Source organism: Cellulomonas gelida, from assembly GCF_006538725.1.
In the GTDB taxonomy this organism is placed as follows: Bacteria; Actinomycetota; Actinomycetes; order Actinomycetales; family Cellulomonadaceae; genus Cellulomonas; species Cellulomonas gelida.
The window spans coordinates 11667-27106 of the sequence record NZ_BJLQ01000016.1; the positions used below are offsets into that span (position 1 = coordinate 11667).

At 75.8% G+C, this 15440-nt stretch carries 12 protein-coding genes; 9 read left to right on the top strand and 3 right to left on the bottom strand.

The window, feature by feature from the left end; all coding sequences use genetic code 11:
- The first annotated feature begins 390 nt into the window (after positions 1–390).
- The 7 genes from CGE01nite_RS08890 (at position 391) to CGE01nite_RS08920 (ending at position 9359) form a co-directional block, all read left to right on the top strand.
- Positions 391–1809: a M15 family metallopeptidase gene (locus CGE01nite_RS08890; RefSeq protein WP_141370365.1), complete on the top strand. Its 1419-nt coding sequence runs from the start codon at positions 391–393 to the stop codon at positions 1807–1809.
- Between the two features lie 133 nt (positions 1810–1942).
- Positions 1943–2929 carry an AAA family ATPase gene (locus CGE01nite_RS08895; RefSeq protein WP_141370367.1) on the top strand — a complete coding sequence of 329 codons (987 nt, stop codon included), beginning with the start codon at positions 1943–1945 and terminating at the stop codon, positions 2927–2929.
- A gap of 174 nt (positions 2930–3103) precedes the next feature.
- Complete coding sequence (locus CGE01nite_RS08900; protein ID WP_048343227.1) at positions 3104–3541, top strand: OsmC family peroxiredoxin; 438 nt, start codon at positions 3104–3106, stop codon at positions 3539–3541.
- A 98-nt stretch (positions 3542–3639) separates the two neighbouring features.
- Positions 3640–3885 (top strand): FeoA family protein, encoded by a 246-nt coding sequence (locus tag CGE01nite_RS08905; RefSeq protein WP_141370369.1) that lies wholly within the window; start codon positions 3640–3642, stop codon positions 3883–3885.
- Positions 3882–5876 (top strand): ferrous iron transport protein B, encoded by a 1995-nt coding sequence (feoB, locus tag CGE01nite_RS08910; RefSeq protein ID WP_141370371.1) that lies wholly within the window; start codon positions 3882–3884, stop codon positions 5874–5876. The genes CGE01nite_RS08905 and feoB overlap by 4 nt, the downstream gene beginning before the upstream one ends.
- Positions 5877–5946: 70 nt before the next feature.
- Entirely contained in the window at positions 5947–6189 is a 243-nt protein-coding gene (locus tag CGE01nite_RS08915) for a hypothetical protein (RefSeq protein WP_048343229.1), read from the top strand.
- Between the two features lie 221 nt (positions 6190–6410).
- The gene (locus CGE01nite_RS08920) at positions 6411–9359 is read left to right on the top strand and encodes an FAD-linked oxidase C-terminal domain-containing protein (protein WP_141370373.1); all 2949 of its coding nucleotides are present in this window, start codon (positions 6411–6413) and stop codon (positions 9357–9359) included.
- A gap of 23 nt (positions 9360–9382) precedes the next feature.
- Here the strand turns inward: CGE01nite_RS08920 and CGE01nite_RS08925 are convergent, their stop codons facing one another.
- Positions 9383–10984: an HNH endonuclease signature motif containing protein gene (locus CGE01nite_RS08925; RefSeq protein ID WP_229747292.1), complete on the bottom strand. Its 1602-nt coding sequence runs from the start codon at positions 10982–10984 to the stop codon at positions 9383–9385.
- Positions 10985–11211: 227 nt separating this feature from the next.
- A complete protein-coding gene (locus CGE01nite_RS08930; protein WP_141370375.1) occupies positions 11212–11670 on the bottom strand; it encodes a pyridoxamine 5'-phosphate oxidase family protein in 459 nt (152 codons plus the stop codon).
- Positions 11671–11809: 139 nt separating this feature from the next.
- Here CGE01nite_RS08930 and CGE01nite_RS08935 point away from each other — a divergent pair, with 139 nt between their 5' ends.
- Positions 11810–12115 (top strand): thiamine-binding protein, encoded by a 306-nt coding sequence (locus CGE01nite_RS08935; RefSeq protein ID WP_141370377.1) that lies wholly within the window; start codon positions 11810–11812, stop codon positions 12113–12115.
- 346 nt (positions 12116–12461) lie between these two features.
- Complete coding sequence (locus CGE01nite_RS17295; RefSeq protein WP_229747291.1) at positions 12462–14420, top strand: restriction system modified-DNA reader domain-containing protein; 1959 nt, start codon at positions 12462–12464, stop codon at positions 14418–14420.
- A 3-nt stretch (positions 14421–14423) separates the two neighbouring features.
- On the opposite strand, the gene CGE01nite_RS08945 is transcribed toward CGE01nite_RS17295, so the two are convergent.
- Positions 14424–15377 carry an alpha/beta hydrolase gene (locus CGE01nite_RS08945; protein ID WP_048343646.1) on the bottom strand — a complete coding sequence of 318 codons (954 nt, stop codon included), beginning with the start codon at positions 15375–15377 and terminating at the stop codon, positions 14424–14426.
- Positions 15378–15440 lie beyond the last annotated feature (63 nt).

Here is a 15440-nt window from a genome sequence, read left to right on the forward strand (position 1 = left end):
GTGGTCGCTGTCACAGCCTCGTCGGAGCGGGTGAACTTGTGTGTCGGAGACGTGAAGACGCCCGTCGAGGGCCTGCGCCGAGCCCGTGTCCGGTATGCGGAAAGTGCTCCGCAGGGCCCTCGGCGCGCATTCGGGACGTGACCAGGAGGGACGTCCGTCGGTCGCTCCGGAGGCGTTCCGTCGCCTGATCGCTGCCCGGTTGGGCGTTGTGTCGGACATGTGCGACTGCGCCGGTCAAGCCTTGCAGGACCTTGACGGATCTCAACCTGGACATCCCGCGAACGCTCCTTAGCGTGGAGATCGATGACTGACGAGCCGCAGCGCCGGCGTACGTCCGGAGGCGGCCGCCACGCGGCAGCAGAGCGGACTCGCACGCGCCCCACCACCCGTGTGACCCCCAGCCGACTGGCGAAGGGGTTCGTCGTCGTCGCCCTCACGGCGGCGTTCGGCGGATTCGTCTCGCAGAGCACGGCCGCGAACGAGCAGGACCGCACCGCGATGCGCGACGCGCGAGCCGCCGTCGCCGACGCCGCGCTCGACGCCGTGCAGACCGCGCGCGCCGCGACCGACGCGGCCGAGGTCGTGACCCCCGACGACGACACGCTCGACGAGCTCGACGCCGCGACGGCCGAGCTCGAGGACCTGCTCGACGAGGCCGGCGTCCTGCGGGCGCGGTCCGCCGATGCCCCGTCCCGCAGCGGCGACCGCACCGCCGACGGCACCGCTGACCGCACCGCTGACCGCACCGCCGACCGCACCGCCGCGACCGAGCGCGGCGCCGACGGCTCGGCCACGACGCCCTCCGACGACGCCGCCTCCGACGGTGCCGCGACCGCTGAGACCGCGACGGACGCCCCGGCGCGTGTGCCCGGCCTGCTGAGCGCGTCCGAGGACCGCCTCGCACCGGCCGCCCCCGACGCCACGACGACACCCGACGCCGCGGCCACGGCCCCGGCCGACGACGCCACGGCTCCGGTCGACGGCGCGACCGCCGAGCCGACCGCCCCGGCCGACGGCGCGACCGCCGAGCCGACCGCCCCGGCCGACCCGGCCGCAGACCCCGGTGCCGCGGACCCGAGCAGCGCAGCCGACCCGAACACCCCCGCCGAGGTCGTCGACCCGGCCGACGAGGTCGTCGTGCCGCCCGTCGCCGGGCCCGAGGACGAGACGACGCGCAAGATCCGCGAGGCGGTCGCGCGAGTCGTGGAGCTCAGCAGCGAGGTCGCCGAGACGACCCAGGAGACGCGCGAGCGCATCGCCGCCGAGCAGCAGGCCGCAGCCGAGAAGGCGGCCGCCGAGAAGGCCGCCGCCGAGGCCGCGGCGAAGGCCGAGGCGGAAGCCGCCGCGAAGGCCGCCGCGGAAGCCGCCGCCGCCAAGGAGGCCGAGCGTGCCGCCTGGAAGCAGTCGCTGCTCGGCTACGCGAACGGCCAGATCCCGTCCTCCGCGCTGTGCGCCCCGTCGTTCGACTCGAGCGCGCTGCTGCGGTGCGACGCCGCCGAGGACCTCGACGCGCTCGACGCCGCGTACCACGCCGACTTCGGCGTGCACCTCGCGATCTCCGACTCCTACCGCTCGTACGGCAACCAGGTGAGCTGCCGTGCGCGCAAGGGCTGGCTGTGCGCCCAGCCCGGCACGTCGAACCACGGGACCGGCATCGCCGTCGACCTCGGCGGCGGCATCCAGGTGTTCGGCACCAAGCAGCACGCGTGGATGCAGCAGCACGCGGGCGAGTTCGGGTGGGTGCACCCGGCGTGGGCGCGGGCCGGCGGCAGCAAGCCCGAGGCGTGGCACTGGGAGTACACGCGCTGAGCCGCGGAGGTCCGGTTGCCGTGGCGCGCGAGAGCGAGCGCCCGGTGCGCCGGCCGCGCAGGCAGTCGGCCGCCCGTGCGTGTCCCGCTCTTCACCCAGCCTGGTAGTGGCCAGCTGCACCTAGCATCGGTCCATGCCTGCACCGGGTCGTGCCTGGCCGCTCGTCGGCCGCGCCGCTGAGCTCGACGACCTCGAGGCCTACCTGACCGAGGCCACCGACGGGCCGGGCGGCGCCGTCCTGCTCGAGGGTGAGGCCGGGGTCGGCCGCACGAGCCTCGTCGAGGCGCTGCAGTCGGGCGCCCAGCTCCTCGGCATCCGCGTGTGCGGCGGCGCCGACGCGCTCGACGAGCTGCGCCGCCCGTGCGTCGACGGGTCCGCGCGGCTCGTCGTCCTGGAGGACGTGCACTCCTGGGACGACGACGAGCTCGCGGGCCTGGCCGCCGCGTCGGGCGACGGCTTCCCGCCGCGCACGCTCGTCGTGCTGACCCTGCGCCCGGTGCCGCACCGCCCCGCGGTCACGCACGTCGTGAGCCGGTGGACGCGCGCCGGCGCCCGCTACCTCGAGCTGCGCCCGCTGCCGACCGCCGCGGCCGTCGAGCTCGCCGAGGCGATCGTGGGCGCGAGCCTCGGTCCGTCGCTGCGCGGCGCGATCTCGACCGCGGGCGGCAACCCTCGGTTCGTCGTCGACGTGGTCACGACCGCGCACGACGCCGGCGCGCTCGTCGCGGTCGAGGGCGGCATCGACGCGGTGCTGCCTGGCTGGCGGGGCGAGGTCGAGGAGGTCGTCCGGTCGCGCGTCGCCTACCTGGGCGCCGACGTGCTCGCGCTGCTGTCCGCCGCGTCGGTGCTCGGCGTCTCGTTCGTCGTCGTGGACCTCGCCGCGCTCGTCGACCGGCCGGTCGCGGAGGTCTGGCGAACGCTGCGGCACGCGCTCGCGGCGGGCGTCGTGCAGGCGCGTGGCGACCGGCTCGTGTTCCGGCACGACGTGGTGCGCGCGGCGCTGTACGGCGGGCTGCTGCCCGCCGACCGACGTGCGCTGCACGCCCGTGCGGCGTGGACGCTGCGCGAGGCGGGCGCGCCGCAGGCGGTCGTGGCGACCCACCTCGAACGCGCCCGCTGACGCTCGCCGCCGTCCTGGTCGTGGCCCTGGCGTGCCCCCGTGCGCGGGTCGCGCCGCGATGTGGGCGCCGGGCTGCGCCGCGGCGGGCGGGGGCCTAGCGTGGGCGGACGGGCCCGGCGGCGCCGCCTCGCGCGGCACGACGAGCGCCCACCACCCCGACGAGAAGGAGCGGACATGCCCACGCGCAGCGCGAAGACCTCTTGGCACGGCACCCTGACCGAGGGCACCGGTCACGTCGAGCTCACGAGCTCGGGCGCCGGGGCGTACGACGTCTCGTTCCCGCGCCGCGCGGCCGACGACGCCGAGGGCGTCACCAGCCCCGAGGAGCTGATCGCGGCCGCCCACTCGTCCTGCTACGCGATGCAGCTCTCCGCGGTCATCGCCGAGGCCGGCGGCACGCCCGTCGGGCTCGACGTGACGGCTGACGTCACGCTGCGGCCCGACCCCGCCGGCGGATTCCGGATCTCCGGGATCGCCCTGCGGGTGCGCGGGCAGGTCGAGGGGCTCGACGCCGACGGCTTCCTCGCCGCCGCCGAGAGCGCCAAGCTCGGCTGCCCGGTGAGCAAGGCCCTGACCGGTACCGAGATCACGCTGGACGCAGCTCTCGCCTGACCCGAGGGCACCTCGCCCCGGAACCCAGGTCCCGGGGCGAGGTGTTCGGGACTTCCGTCCCGTGAGGATTGCCTCACCTCATCACTAGCGTCGAGTGCGTGAACCTCGCGCAGAGCACGCCGGGCGACGTGGTCCGGGTCACGCGCATCGACCTCGACGGGGCGATGCGCAGACGCTGCCGTGAGCTGGGACTGGCTCCGGGGGCGGTCGTGCACGTCACGCACCGCGGCGGGTTCGGCGGCCGGGTCGTGGGGATCGGTGCGGACCGGTTCGCGCTCGACGCCCAGACGTGCGTCCACGTATACGTCGCCCCCGTCGCGCCCGTCGACCTGACCACGTCATGAGCTGCCACGAGGCGCCCGCGGCGATCTCGCCCGGGCCGGTCGGCACCGCCGTGCTCGACGAGCCCCGCATCGTGCTCGTCGGCAACCCGAACGTGGGCAAGTCGACCCTGTTCAACGCGCTCACGGGCGCGCGACAGCGCGTGGTCAACGCCCCCGGGACGACGGTCGAGCTGCAGGAGGGCCGCTGGCGCGTGGGTGGCGTCCCGTGCCGCCTCGTCGACCTGCCCGGTACGTACAGCCTCGACGCGCGCTCGCCCGACGAGCAGGTCGCCGCGCACGCCGTGCACGACGACAGCACCGACCTCGTCGTGCTCCTGGTCGACGCCGCGGGGCTGGCCCGGTCGCTCGTGCTGGCGGGTCAGGTCGCGAGCGCCGCGCGGCCCGTCGTCGTCGCGCTGACCATGACCGACGTCGCTCGCACGCGAGGGCTGACCGTGCCCGCCGACGCCCTCGCGGACCAGCTCGGCGTCCCTGTGGTCGTGGTCGACCCGCGCACCGGGGCCGGCCTCGACCGGCTCGCCTCGGCCGTCGCCCTCGCGCTGACGCACCCCCGCCGCCTCACCACCGCGCCGAGCCGACGCGTCACCACGCCCGGGACCGCTCCGGACACCGTGCTCGAGGGGGAGGCGGCCGCGGCCGGCACCGCCGCGAGCGACGACGAGGCCGAGCGCGTGTTCGCGTGGGTCGCCGACGTGCTGGCCGCCGTGCAGCTCGGGGGCGACGCGCCGCGGGCACCCGTGCGCACCTGGTCGGACCGCGTGGACCGCGTGCTCCTGGACCCGCGCGCGGGGATCCCGGTGCTGCTCGTCGTGATGTGGGCCCTGTTCCAGCTCGCGACGACCGTGGCCGCCCCGCTCATCGCCGCAGTCGACACGCTCGTGAATGGCTGGCTCGCCGACGCGGTGCGCGCCGCCCTGCCGTCGTCGGGCCCGTGGCACTGGCTCGAGGGCCTGCTCGTCGACGGCGCCCTCGCGGGCGTCGGGACGGTGCTGTCGTTCGTCCCGCTGCTCGCGCTGGTGTTCGTCGCGGTGGCCCTGCTCGAGGACTGCGGCTACCTCGCCCGCGCGGCGTTCGTCGCCGACCGCGCGATGCGGGCGATCGGACTCGACGGCCGGGCGGTGCTGCCGCTCGTCGTCGGCTTCGGCTGCAACCTGCCCGCCCTGGCCGCGACCCGCACGCTCCCGCACGCGCGTCAGCGGCTGCTCACGGGGCTGCTCATCCCGTTCACGTCGTGCACCGCACGGCTCACGGTGTACGTGCTCCTCGCGTCGGTGTTCTTCCCGCAGCACGCGGGCACCGTCATCTTCGTCATGTACCTCGCGTCCGCCGCGCTCGTCGTGCTCGGCGGTCTGGCGCTGCGGCGCACGCTGTTCCGCGACGTCCGCCGCGAGCCGCTCGTCCTCGCGCTGCCCGCCTACCAGCGCCCCGCGCCGCGGCCGATCGCGTTGTCGGTGTGGGTCCGGGTGCTCGCGTTCGCCCGGAAGGCGGGCGTGATCATCGTCGGGACGCTCACCGCGGTGTGGTTGCTCATGGCGATCCCCGTGACGGGCCATCACGCGATCGCCGACGTGCCCGTGCAGGACTCGTTGTACGGGCGCGCCGCCTCGACGCTCGCCCCCGTGCTCGCACCCGCCGGGTTCGGCACGTGGGAGGCGGCGGCCGCGCTCGCGACCGGCTTCGTCGCCAAGGAGGTCGTCGTGGGGTCGCTCGCGCAGACGGCCGCCGTGGCCGAGCCCGACGACCCCGCGCACCCGGGCGACCTCGGCGACCGGCTGCGGGCGACGTTCGAGCGGTCGTCCGGTGGGCACCCGGGGGCCGCGGCCGCGGGGTTCCTGTGGTTCGTGCTCGCCTACAGCCCGTGCCTGGCCACCCTCGCCGAGCAGCGGAGGATGTTCGGGCTGCGGTGGACTGCGCTCGGGGTCGGCGTCGGGTTCACCGTCGCGTGGGTGGGCGCGGTCGTGGTGTTCCAGGTCGGGCGGTTGCTGGGATGAACGCGGAGAGGGACGTGCCACGACCCGTGCGGACAGCGCGTGCGAACGCTGCTGGTCCGGAGGCGCCCCGATGAGCGTGCTCGACGACGTGCTGCGCGTGACGCGCTCCGGCGCTACGCCCGCGACGACCGCGCGTACCCTCGGGATCGACGAGGGCCTCGTCGTCGCCGCGCTCGACCACTGGGCGCGCCGCGGCGCCCTCGCGCCGACGCTCGCCCGCCGCGACGCGCCGTGCTCGTCGTGCGACCCCGGCACGCCCAGCGACACCCCGCTCCCACTCGCGTGCGCCGGCTGCCCCCTCGCCCGCCGCTGACCTGCCCGCACCAAGCCCGCCCCTGACCGGCCGGCGCCACAGACCAGCCGCCCCCGACCGGCCTGCCCCTGACCGGCCTGCCACTGACCGGCCTGCACCTGACCGGCCTGCCGTGACGGGCCTGCCGCTGACGGGCTCGGCCTGGTCGTGGCTCGAGGGCCATGGGGGTCGGCGTCCGGTCTGCGACCGGTCCCGGTCCGGCTCCGCGCGCGAGTGCGAAGATGCCCCCCGTGACTGCCGTGGCCGACGAGAACCGCTTGCGCACCGACGTCGTCGCCGCGCTCCGGTCCGCCGTGCGCGGCGCGGTGGACGACTCGTCCCGTCGCCGCGCCGAGTACTCGACCGACGCCTCGAACTACCGGGTCGTGCCCGAGGTCGTCGTCTTCCCGCGCGACCGCGACGACGTGCTGGCCGCGCTCGCGGTCACGCGCGAGGCCGGTGTGCCGCTCACGGCTCGCGGTGCGGGGACCTCCGTCGCGGGGAACTCGATCGGCCCCGGCGTCGTGCTCGACTTCTCGCGCCACGTGAACCGCATCCTCGAGATCGACCCGGAGGCACGCACCGCGCGCGTCGAGCCGGGCGTGATCATGGCCTCGCTGCAGCGGGCAGCCGCACCCCACGGTCTGCGGTTCGGGCCGGACCCGTCCACGTGGACCCGCGCGACGCTCGGCGGGATGATCGGCAACAACGCGTGCGGGCCGCGCGCCGTCGCCTACGGCCGCACCGCGGACAACGTGCTCGCACTCGACCTCGTAGACGGCACCGGCCGTCGCCTCACGGCCGGTGCGGGGGAGGGCGCGCTCGACGTGGTCCCCGGCCTGGCCGAGCTCGTGCGAGCGAACCTCGACCTGCTGCGCACCGAGCTCGGGCGGTTCGGGCGCCAGGTCTCCGGGTACTCGCTCGAGCACCTGCTGCCCGAGAAGGGCGCCGACCTGGCGAAGGCGCTCGTGGGGACCGAGGGCACCGTCGGCACGCTGCTCGAGGCCACGCTGCGGCTCGTCCCGGTCGCGGCAGCGCCCGTGCTCGTCGTGCTCGGCTACCCGGACATGCCGACCGCCGCCGACGCCGTGCCCGCACTCCTCGCCCACCGGCCCATCGCGATCGAGGGCATGGACGCACGGCTCGTCGACGTGGTCCGACGAGTCCGCGGTGCCGCCGCGGTGCCCGACCTGCCACCCGGTGGCGGCTGGCTGATGGTCGAGGTCGGTGCCGACACGCTCGACGAGGCACTCGACCGGGCCCGGGCGCTGGCTGCCGACTCGGCAACCGACGCCGTGGCCCTCTTCCCGCCCGGTCCGGCGGCCACCGCGATGTGGCGCATCCGTGAGGACGGTGCCGGTCTCGGCGGGCGCACGCCGTCCGGCGAGCAGGCCTGGCCGGGCTTCGAGGACTCGGCCGTGCCGCCCGCGAAGCTCGGCGGGTACCTGCGTGACCTCGAGGCGCTCATGGCCCAGCACCGGGTCGACGGGCTCGCGTACGGGCACTTCGGCGACGGCTGCGTGCACCTGCGGCTCGACATCCCGCTCGAGCGGTCCGGCAACCCGCTGCGGGCGTTCATGGAGGACGCGGCGGAGCTCGTCGCGTCGCACGGGGGGTCGCTCTCCGGCGAGCACGGCGACGGGCGGGCTCGCTCCGAGCTGCTCTCGGTCATGTACTCGCCGCGGGCGATCGAGGTGTTCGGGGCGTTCAAGGACCTGTTCGACCCCCGCGACCTGCTCAACCCCGGCGTCCTCGTCCGGCCCCGGCCGCTCGACGCCGACCTGCGGCGCCCCGCCGCGCACCGTCTGCCGGCCGCCACGGGCTTCGCCTTCGCGCACGACGCGGGTGACCTCACGACCGCCGTCCACCGGTGCGTCGGGGTGGGCAAGTGCCGCGCGGACTCGACCGCCGCGGGCGGGTTCATGTGCCCGTCGTACCTTGCGACCAAGGACGAGAAGGACTCGACGCGCGGCCGCGCGCGCGTGCTGCAGGAGATGGCCAACGGCTCGCTCGTCTCGCGCGGCTGGTCGTCGCCCGAGGTCCACGAGGCGCTCGACCTGTGCCTGAGCTGCAAGGCGTGCTCGTCCGACTGCCCCGCGGGCGTCGACATGGCTCAGTACAAGTCGGAGGTGCTGCACCGTACGTATCGCCGCAGGCTTCGCCCGATCAACCACTACGCGCTCGGCTGGCTGCCCCGCTGGGCGCGCATCGTCACGGGAGTGCCCGGGCTCGCGCGGGTCGTCAACGCGGTGCTCGGGGTCCGACCGATCGCCAAGCTCGTCCTCGCCGGGGGCGGCATGGACACCCGCCGCGAGATGGTCAGCTTCGCGGACGAGCCGTTCCGGCGCTGGGTCCGACGGGAGGGCGCGGACCAGGTCACGGTCGCGAGCACGCCCGACGAGCCTCGGCCTGAGCGCGGGGACGACGAAGGCCGACGTCCGCGCGTGCTGCTGTGGACCGACTCGTTCAGCGACGCGCTCGCACCCTCGGTCGCCCACGCGGCGGTCGCCGTGCTGCGGGACGCCGGGTACGAGGTGCTCGTCCCCGACCACCAGGCCTGCTGCGGCCTCACGTGGATCAGCACGGGCCAGCTCGACGGTGCGCGTCACCAGCTCGAGCACCTCCTCGAGGTGCTCGGCCCGTTCGCGGTCAACGGCATCCCGATCGTCGGCCTCGAGCCCTCGTGCACCGCTGTCCTCCGTTCCGACCTGACCGACCTCCTGCCTGACGACCCGCGCGCGGTCGCGGTCGCGCGCGAGACCCGCACCCTCGCGGAGCTCCTCACGGCGCCCGCGCCGATCGGCCCCGGCGACCGCTGGCAGGTGCCCGACCTGTCCGACGTCACCGCCGTCGTCCAGCCGCACTGCCACCACTACTCGGTCATGACGTGGACCGCTGACCGTCGACTGCTGACCGACGCGGGCGCGCAGTTCTCGGCCATGGCCGGCTGCTGCGGCCTCGCAGGCAACTTCGGCATGGAGAAGGGCCACTACGACGTCTCGGTCGCCGTCGCGGAGAACTCCCTCCTGCCCGCACTGCGCGACGCGGCACCCGGTGACATCTACCTCGCCGACGGCTACTCGTGCCGCACCCAGGCCGACCAGCTCGCCGGTGTGGAGGGCATCCACCTCGCTCAGCTCCTGGCCTCCCACCTCCCCGCCCAGCGAGACGCGGCCACGCCCACCTCCTGACCTGCTCACGGGCGGTCGGGCTCTCACGGCGGGACCGCCTCGACACGCGCGCCCCCGGCCGGCACTGCTCCTGGAGCGTTGTGCGCGCGACCGCCGCGCGTGCGGAACACATACCGCCGACCCTCGCCGCCGACTGGTGAGCCGAGCGTCGACAGCACCCCGGGCTCGGCCCGTTCGACGCGCTCGACGTCCAGGTCGAGGCGGTGCACCTCGTGATGGTGGAAGCCGCACAGCAGCAGGGCGTTGTCGAGGTCGGTCGCGCCGCCGTCGCGGTGCCACCACGCGATGTGGTGCAGCTGGCCGTACGCGGGCGGCACGCTGCAGCCGTTCCACGCGCACACCCGGTCCCGCGCGATCACGGCGTAGCGCTGCGCGGGCGTGAACGCTCGCCGCGTCCGACCCACGTCCAGCGGCAGCCCCGCAGCGCCCATCACCACCCGCGTCATGGCGCAGTCGCACAGCGCGGCAGCGAGCTCGGTCGCCGAGAGCGGTACCCCCGCGTCGGTCACCGCGGACGGGACGGTCGGCGGCATGAGGGGCACGCCCTCTGACCGCCGCCCCTGTGCTCGTGGACCGGCCGCGCGACGCTGCCCCTGCTGACTCCTCACGAGCGCCCATGTCTCGGCCGGAACCAGCAGCGAGACGTGCGACCCCGACCCGGCGCCGCCGACGCCGGGAGCGCCGACTCCACGAGGCCCCGCCGCCCCGTCGGCGTCGCCGCCCTCCACCGGCATGTCGTCCTCGCCGCAGCTCGCGGTCTGCCTGGCGTCGCCGCCGCTCGCCGCCGCGGCGTCACCGCCACCAACCCCGTGCCGGACTGACCCGCCGGCGAGCGCCGTGAGAGCGTCGGCGCGTGCCTGCTCAGGCGTCCGGTCCTCGTCGGGGCGGTGGCCGGTCGCGTCGAGCGCGCGCTGCAGGCGGGCGCCCGCGAGCGGGTCGAGCCGGCCGCGCAGGAACGTCCCCTCGGCCGCATGCGTCAGCGTGAGGAACCGGGCGCGGCGGTGCGCCTCCCGCTGGTCCGCGTGGTGCGCGGGGTGCTGCGCGGCCACCCAGGCGGCGAGCTCGCGCCCGAACTCACGGGAGTCGACGCCCTGCGCGAGGTCGACCACCGCGGCCTGCCCCTCGGCGGTGCTGAGCGCCTGCGCCACCTGCGCGGGCGCCTCCGCGAGTGTCCGGGCGAGCACGTCGGCGTGCCCCTCGCGCACACGACCCTCGGCCGTCGCGGTGCGCACGTCCGGCAGGCGGGTGAGCGCCTCGGCGGTGCGCACCTGCGTCGCGACCTGCCAGCGGGACGAGCCCGTCTGCCGCGCCCGGGTGTCGGCGAGCTCCCGCTCGGCGCCCGCAGCCGCTGCCGCCGCTTGGTGGGCCGCGAGCACCGGCGCGCGCACCGCGGGGACGAGCGCCGCGAGCCGGTCGAGCGTCCCGAGCACAAGGGCACGCTGCGCACCGGTCCACCGATCGGCGTCAGCCGCGCGACGCGCGAGCCCCATGAGGCGCTCGCGCAGGTCCTCCAGCTCCGCGAGCACGTCCTCGGCCCGCGGAGCGGCACTGCCGGCGCGCGCGCCGCCGGAGCGCGCGCCGCCCAGCACCGTGCTCACGCCACCCGGCCCCGAGGAATCGAACATACGTACGATTCTAGGGAAGGTCCGACGTGCCGGGCTGGCCCTGTGGACAGCGAGGGGTCACGGTGGGACGGCCATCGCGACGGCGGAGAGCGAGCCTCCCACGCCGCATCGCACCCCGCGGTCACACGAGACGTCGTCGCCCCGCCCCGCGTGTCAGTCGCGCGACGACGTCGTCCCCCGCCCCGCGTGTCAGCCGCGCGACAGCGTCGTCCTCCCGCCCCCCCGTGTCAGTCGCGCGACAACGTCGTCGTCCCGCGCCCGGGGTGCCACGACGTGACGACCAGCCGCGTGCCCGACTCGTCGAGCCGCGTGTGCACCACCTCGGTGACGTCGAGCGCGAAGTACGCCCCCGGTGGCCCCTCGGCGGGCCGGGCGACCTCGACCAGCCGACCCGCGAGCTTGGCGTCGCCCAGCCACTGCGTCGTGTCCGACGGCGGCTCGAGCGTCGGGCTGTGCACGGCCACGCGCGGGTCGCGCAGCACGTCCTGCAGCTTGACCGAGCCCGGCATCATGCCGAGCGTCACGTCGTCACCGAGCTCGAGCTCGGTGCCGGAGATCCGCGGCGAGCCGTCGGCCCGCAGCGTCGCCATCGTCTTGTTCGTCCCCGCCCTGAACAGCGCTTCGACCACCGCCGCCAGGTCTGGCGCGTCACGCCTCACGTCCGCCCATCGCACTCGTGCCGTCATCCGCCCATCGAACCTCCGACCACCCACACGCGCCGGACCCGAGGCGTCGGACCCCGCACGCGTCGGGCCACACACGCGTCGGGCCACACACGTCGGACCAGCCGTTGCGTCCCGGCCGCCAGACGGGCAGGGTCGGGGGATGCTCGTCGCCTTCTCCGTCGCCCCCAGCGGAACCGGCCGTGCGGACGGCTCCGTCTCCGAAGCCGTCGCGGCGGCGGTCCGGGTCGTGCGGGAGTCCGGTCTCCCGAACCGCACCGACGCGATGTTCACGACGATCGAGGGTGACTGGGACGCCTGTTTCGACGTCGTCAGGCGCGCGACCGAGGCGGTCGCTCCGTTCGGTTCGCGGGTCTCGCTCGTCCTGAAGGCCGACATCCGGCCCGGTTACGTCGGCGAGCTCGACGGGAAGGTCGCTCGGGTCGAGGACGCGCTCCGGGACGCCTGAGAGCGGCCACCGGTCCACCGGAGCAGACGCTCCACGAGAACGGCGCGCGGCCAGGGGCGTCCTCGCTGCGCCGACACGAGCGCCGACGCGTGACATGCGTCCCCGTCAGGGCGAGGATTGCCCCGGTACGTCACCCGCACGGCCGTCGCGGGCGGTCAACTCGACCCGTCCGGCGGACAGACCGGACATGCGCGCACGTGCCAGAGTGTCGCTGACACGTGGAACTTCCGCGTGCACACCGTCGTCGGGGCTGCCACGAACGCCGGGACGAGGACCTCAGACGCCCGGGCAGGGCGCAGAGACCGCGCCGGTCGGACGTCGCGCGCCCCAGGAAGGCCGGGACCGGATGCCCCTGTTCGAGCTCGACGACGGTCGCCCGCGCCTCGTCCAGCCGATGCAGCCGTTGCCCGGGTCGTTCGCGCAGGATCTCGCGTCGCTGCTCACGCACCACCTCGCGGCGATCGCGGGGGAGCCGCTGTTCCCGGTGCGTCACCGCTCGAGCGCGCCGGACCACGCGGACCTGCCCGAGCTCCTCGCGCTGGACGCGACGGGCCGCGCGGTGGTCCTCGAGGCCGTGCAGGTGCTGGACGACGACGCGGTCGTCGCGGCGCTGCGGCACGCGGGCGCGGCAGCGCGCATGACGGGCACCGACCTGGCGCGCTCGTACCACGCGGACCCCGACCGGTTCGCGGTGGACTTCGCGGCGTTCCGTGACCAGGTGGCGTACGGGATGGCGACGAGCCGGCGTGAGGGCGTACGCCTCGTCGTGATCTGCTCGGAGGTCGCGACCGAGGCGGGCGACACGTTGAGCTACCTGCGGGGCCCGGGCCGGCACGTGGACGTGCTGCAGCTCGGCGTGGTCCGCGGCGTCGACGACCGCCGGTTCCTCGACGTCTCGCCGCTCGCGCGGCACGAGAACGTGCGGCGCCCGGTCGAGCCGACGGCGCTGCGGCTGGTCCGGTCGAGCGAGGCGTCGTTCGCGACGGCCATGGCGTACGAGGACGGCCGTCGCCGCCCGCCGGCACCGCTCGGCGGCGCCACACCGAGCCTCCCCGGACTCGGCACGAGCCACGGCGGCACAGGTCACGGCGGCACAAGGAACGGCGGTGCAGCGAACGGCGGCTCGTCGTACGGCTCGGGCCTGCCGTCCACCTCCGCCTTCCCCTCGGGCCCCAGCCAGCCGACGACCGCCCGGCCCCCGCAGCCGGGAGCGCACCGTCCGGTGGCTCAGACGACGAGCCGCACCCCGGGCCTGCCCACGACGAGCCGCGAGAACGCCGCCGTCCCGCCCCCGCCGCCGCAGCCCGCACGCCCGACGACCCCCGCGCCCACGGCCGCGGTGCTGCCCGTCGCGGGCACCCCGAGCGCGCAGGTCTCCGCGTCCACGCGCGCGACCCCGGCCGTGATCCCGCAGTCGGGCCGCGCCGCCGGTGCGCCCGTCCCGCCGTCGTACGCGCCGCCGACGAACCGCACGACCTCGTCGTACGCGCCGCCCGTGAACCACGCCCCGGCGCACCCGCCCCTGACGAACCCGCACGTCACGGGCGCGACGCCGGGCCGTCCACCCGCGCCGTACGGCGCGCCGTACTCCGCCGCGCACGCGGCGCGTCCGCCCGCACCCGTCCCGTCGCCGCCCGCGTCCCGCACGACGAGCACCGCCCCGATGCCCGCCGCGGCCGACCCGGACGGTGAGCGCGGCTACCCGGCGACCGCGTCGCCGCTGTACGAGTCGATGTCCTCCTTCCTGTCGGACCTCGCGCCCGCCCCCGCGCAGCTCGCCGAGCCGCTGAGCCACGTCCTGGGCACGTCGCACGAGCCGTTCGGCCACCCCGGACCCCGGCGGCCGGCGCCCGACGCGCAGGCGTACGACGACCGTGCACACGACGAGCGTGCGTACGACGAGCAGACCCCCGACGAGCGGCCACTCGACGAGCCCGTGTACGAGGACCCGGCGCCCGACCCCGACCCCCCTGCCACCCCCGCGCCCGTCGTGCAGCTCCCACCCCCGCCGCCCCGCCGACCGGACATGCCGTACCCCGAGCTCGCGACACTCGCCAAGCAGCGCCGCGCGCTCGTGACGCTCGTGTGGTTCCGTGAGCGCCGCGGTCAGCGCCTCGTCGCGACGCTCGCGCCCGACGGGTCGATCGAGTTCGCCGACGGTGCCCGGTTCTTCGAGCCGAGCGAGGCCGCGACGTACGCCGCGGGCACGCCCGTCGAGGTCGACGGCTGGCGCGCGTGGCGCCTGGGCGACGGCGGGCCGACGCTCGCCGAGGCCACGGGACGCCACGACGAGGTGCGCGGCTGAGCCTCAGGCCCAGCCGTACCCCGCCGACCAGCGGTCGATCTCCGCGTAGACGCGCGCCCGCACGGGCGGCGCGGACAGCACCAGGTCGTGCAGGCCGCCCGCGATCCGCACGACCGTCACGCACGGACCGAGCTGGGTCGCGCGCCGTGCGAGCAGCTCGACGTCGAGCACGGTGTCGGCCGAGCGCATCGCGTCGTTCCAGCGCGGCGTGATGAGCGTGCGCGACGACGCCATCATGAGCACCGGCACGTCGATCTGCAGCCCGCGCGCGACGATCGTGTGCCCGGTCATGATCGCCGACAGCCACCCCGCACGGACCGGGAACGACGGGCTGGGCCGCCACCGGTCGTCGAACGTCCACTCGCCGCCGGACGCCGCGGACAGCGTGCGGTTGTAGAAGCCCGGGTCGATGTTGGGCAGCGGCGCCTTGGGCTGGAAGCGGGCGATCTGCGCGACGGCGGGGCTCGACAGGTGGCGCAGCATCCCCGAGCCCTGGAGCTCGAGCCACGGGCTGTTGAGCACGAGGCCGGCGAGGCGTCCGGGGTTGCGGTGCGCCCACAGGGAGGCGATGAGGCCGCCGGTCGAGTGGCCCATGACGACGACCCGCGCGTGCCGCCCGAGCTCCTCGTGGACGAGGTCCAGCGCGGCGGCGAGGTCCTCGTCGTACGTCACGAGGTCGTCGACGTAGCCGGGCGTCTGGTGCGGGCGCAGGCTGCGGCCGTACTTGCGCAGGTCGAGCGCGTAGAACGCGACGCCGCGCGCGGTCCAGTGCTCGGCGAGCTCGGTCTGGAAGAAGTAGTCGGACCACCCGTGGACGTACAGCAGGGCGCGCGCGGGGCGCACGGCCTCGTCGGACGGGGGTCGGTGCCGCACGACCGTCGCGACGACCGCACCTTCGTCGTCGGGCGCCAGGTACAGGGTCTGGGCCTGGTAGTCGGGCCCGAGCACGTCGGGCACCCACGTGCCGGGCGGTGAGACGACGGTGGGTACGTCCTCGTCGGGCGTCGCGGGAGCGGTCGT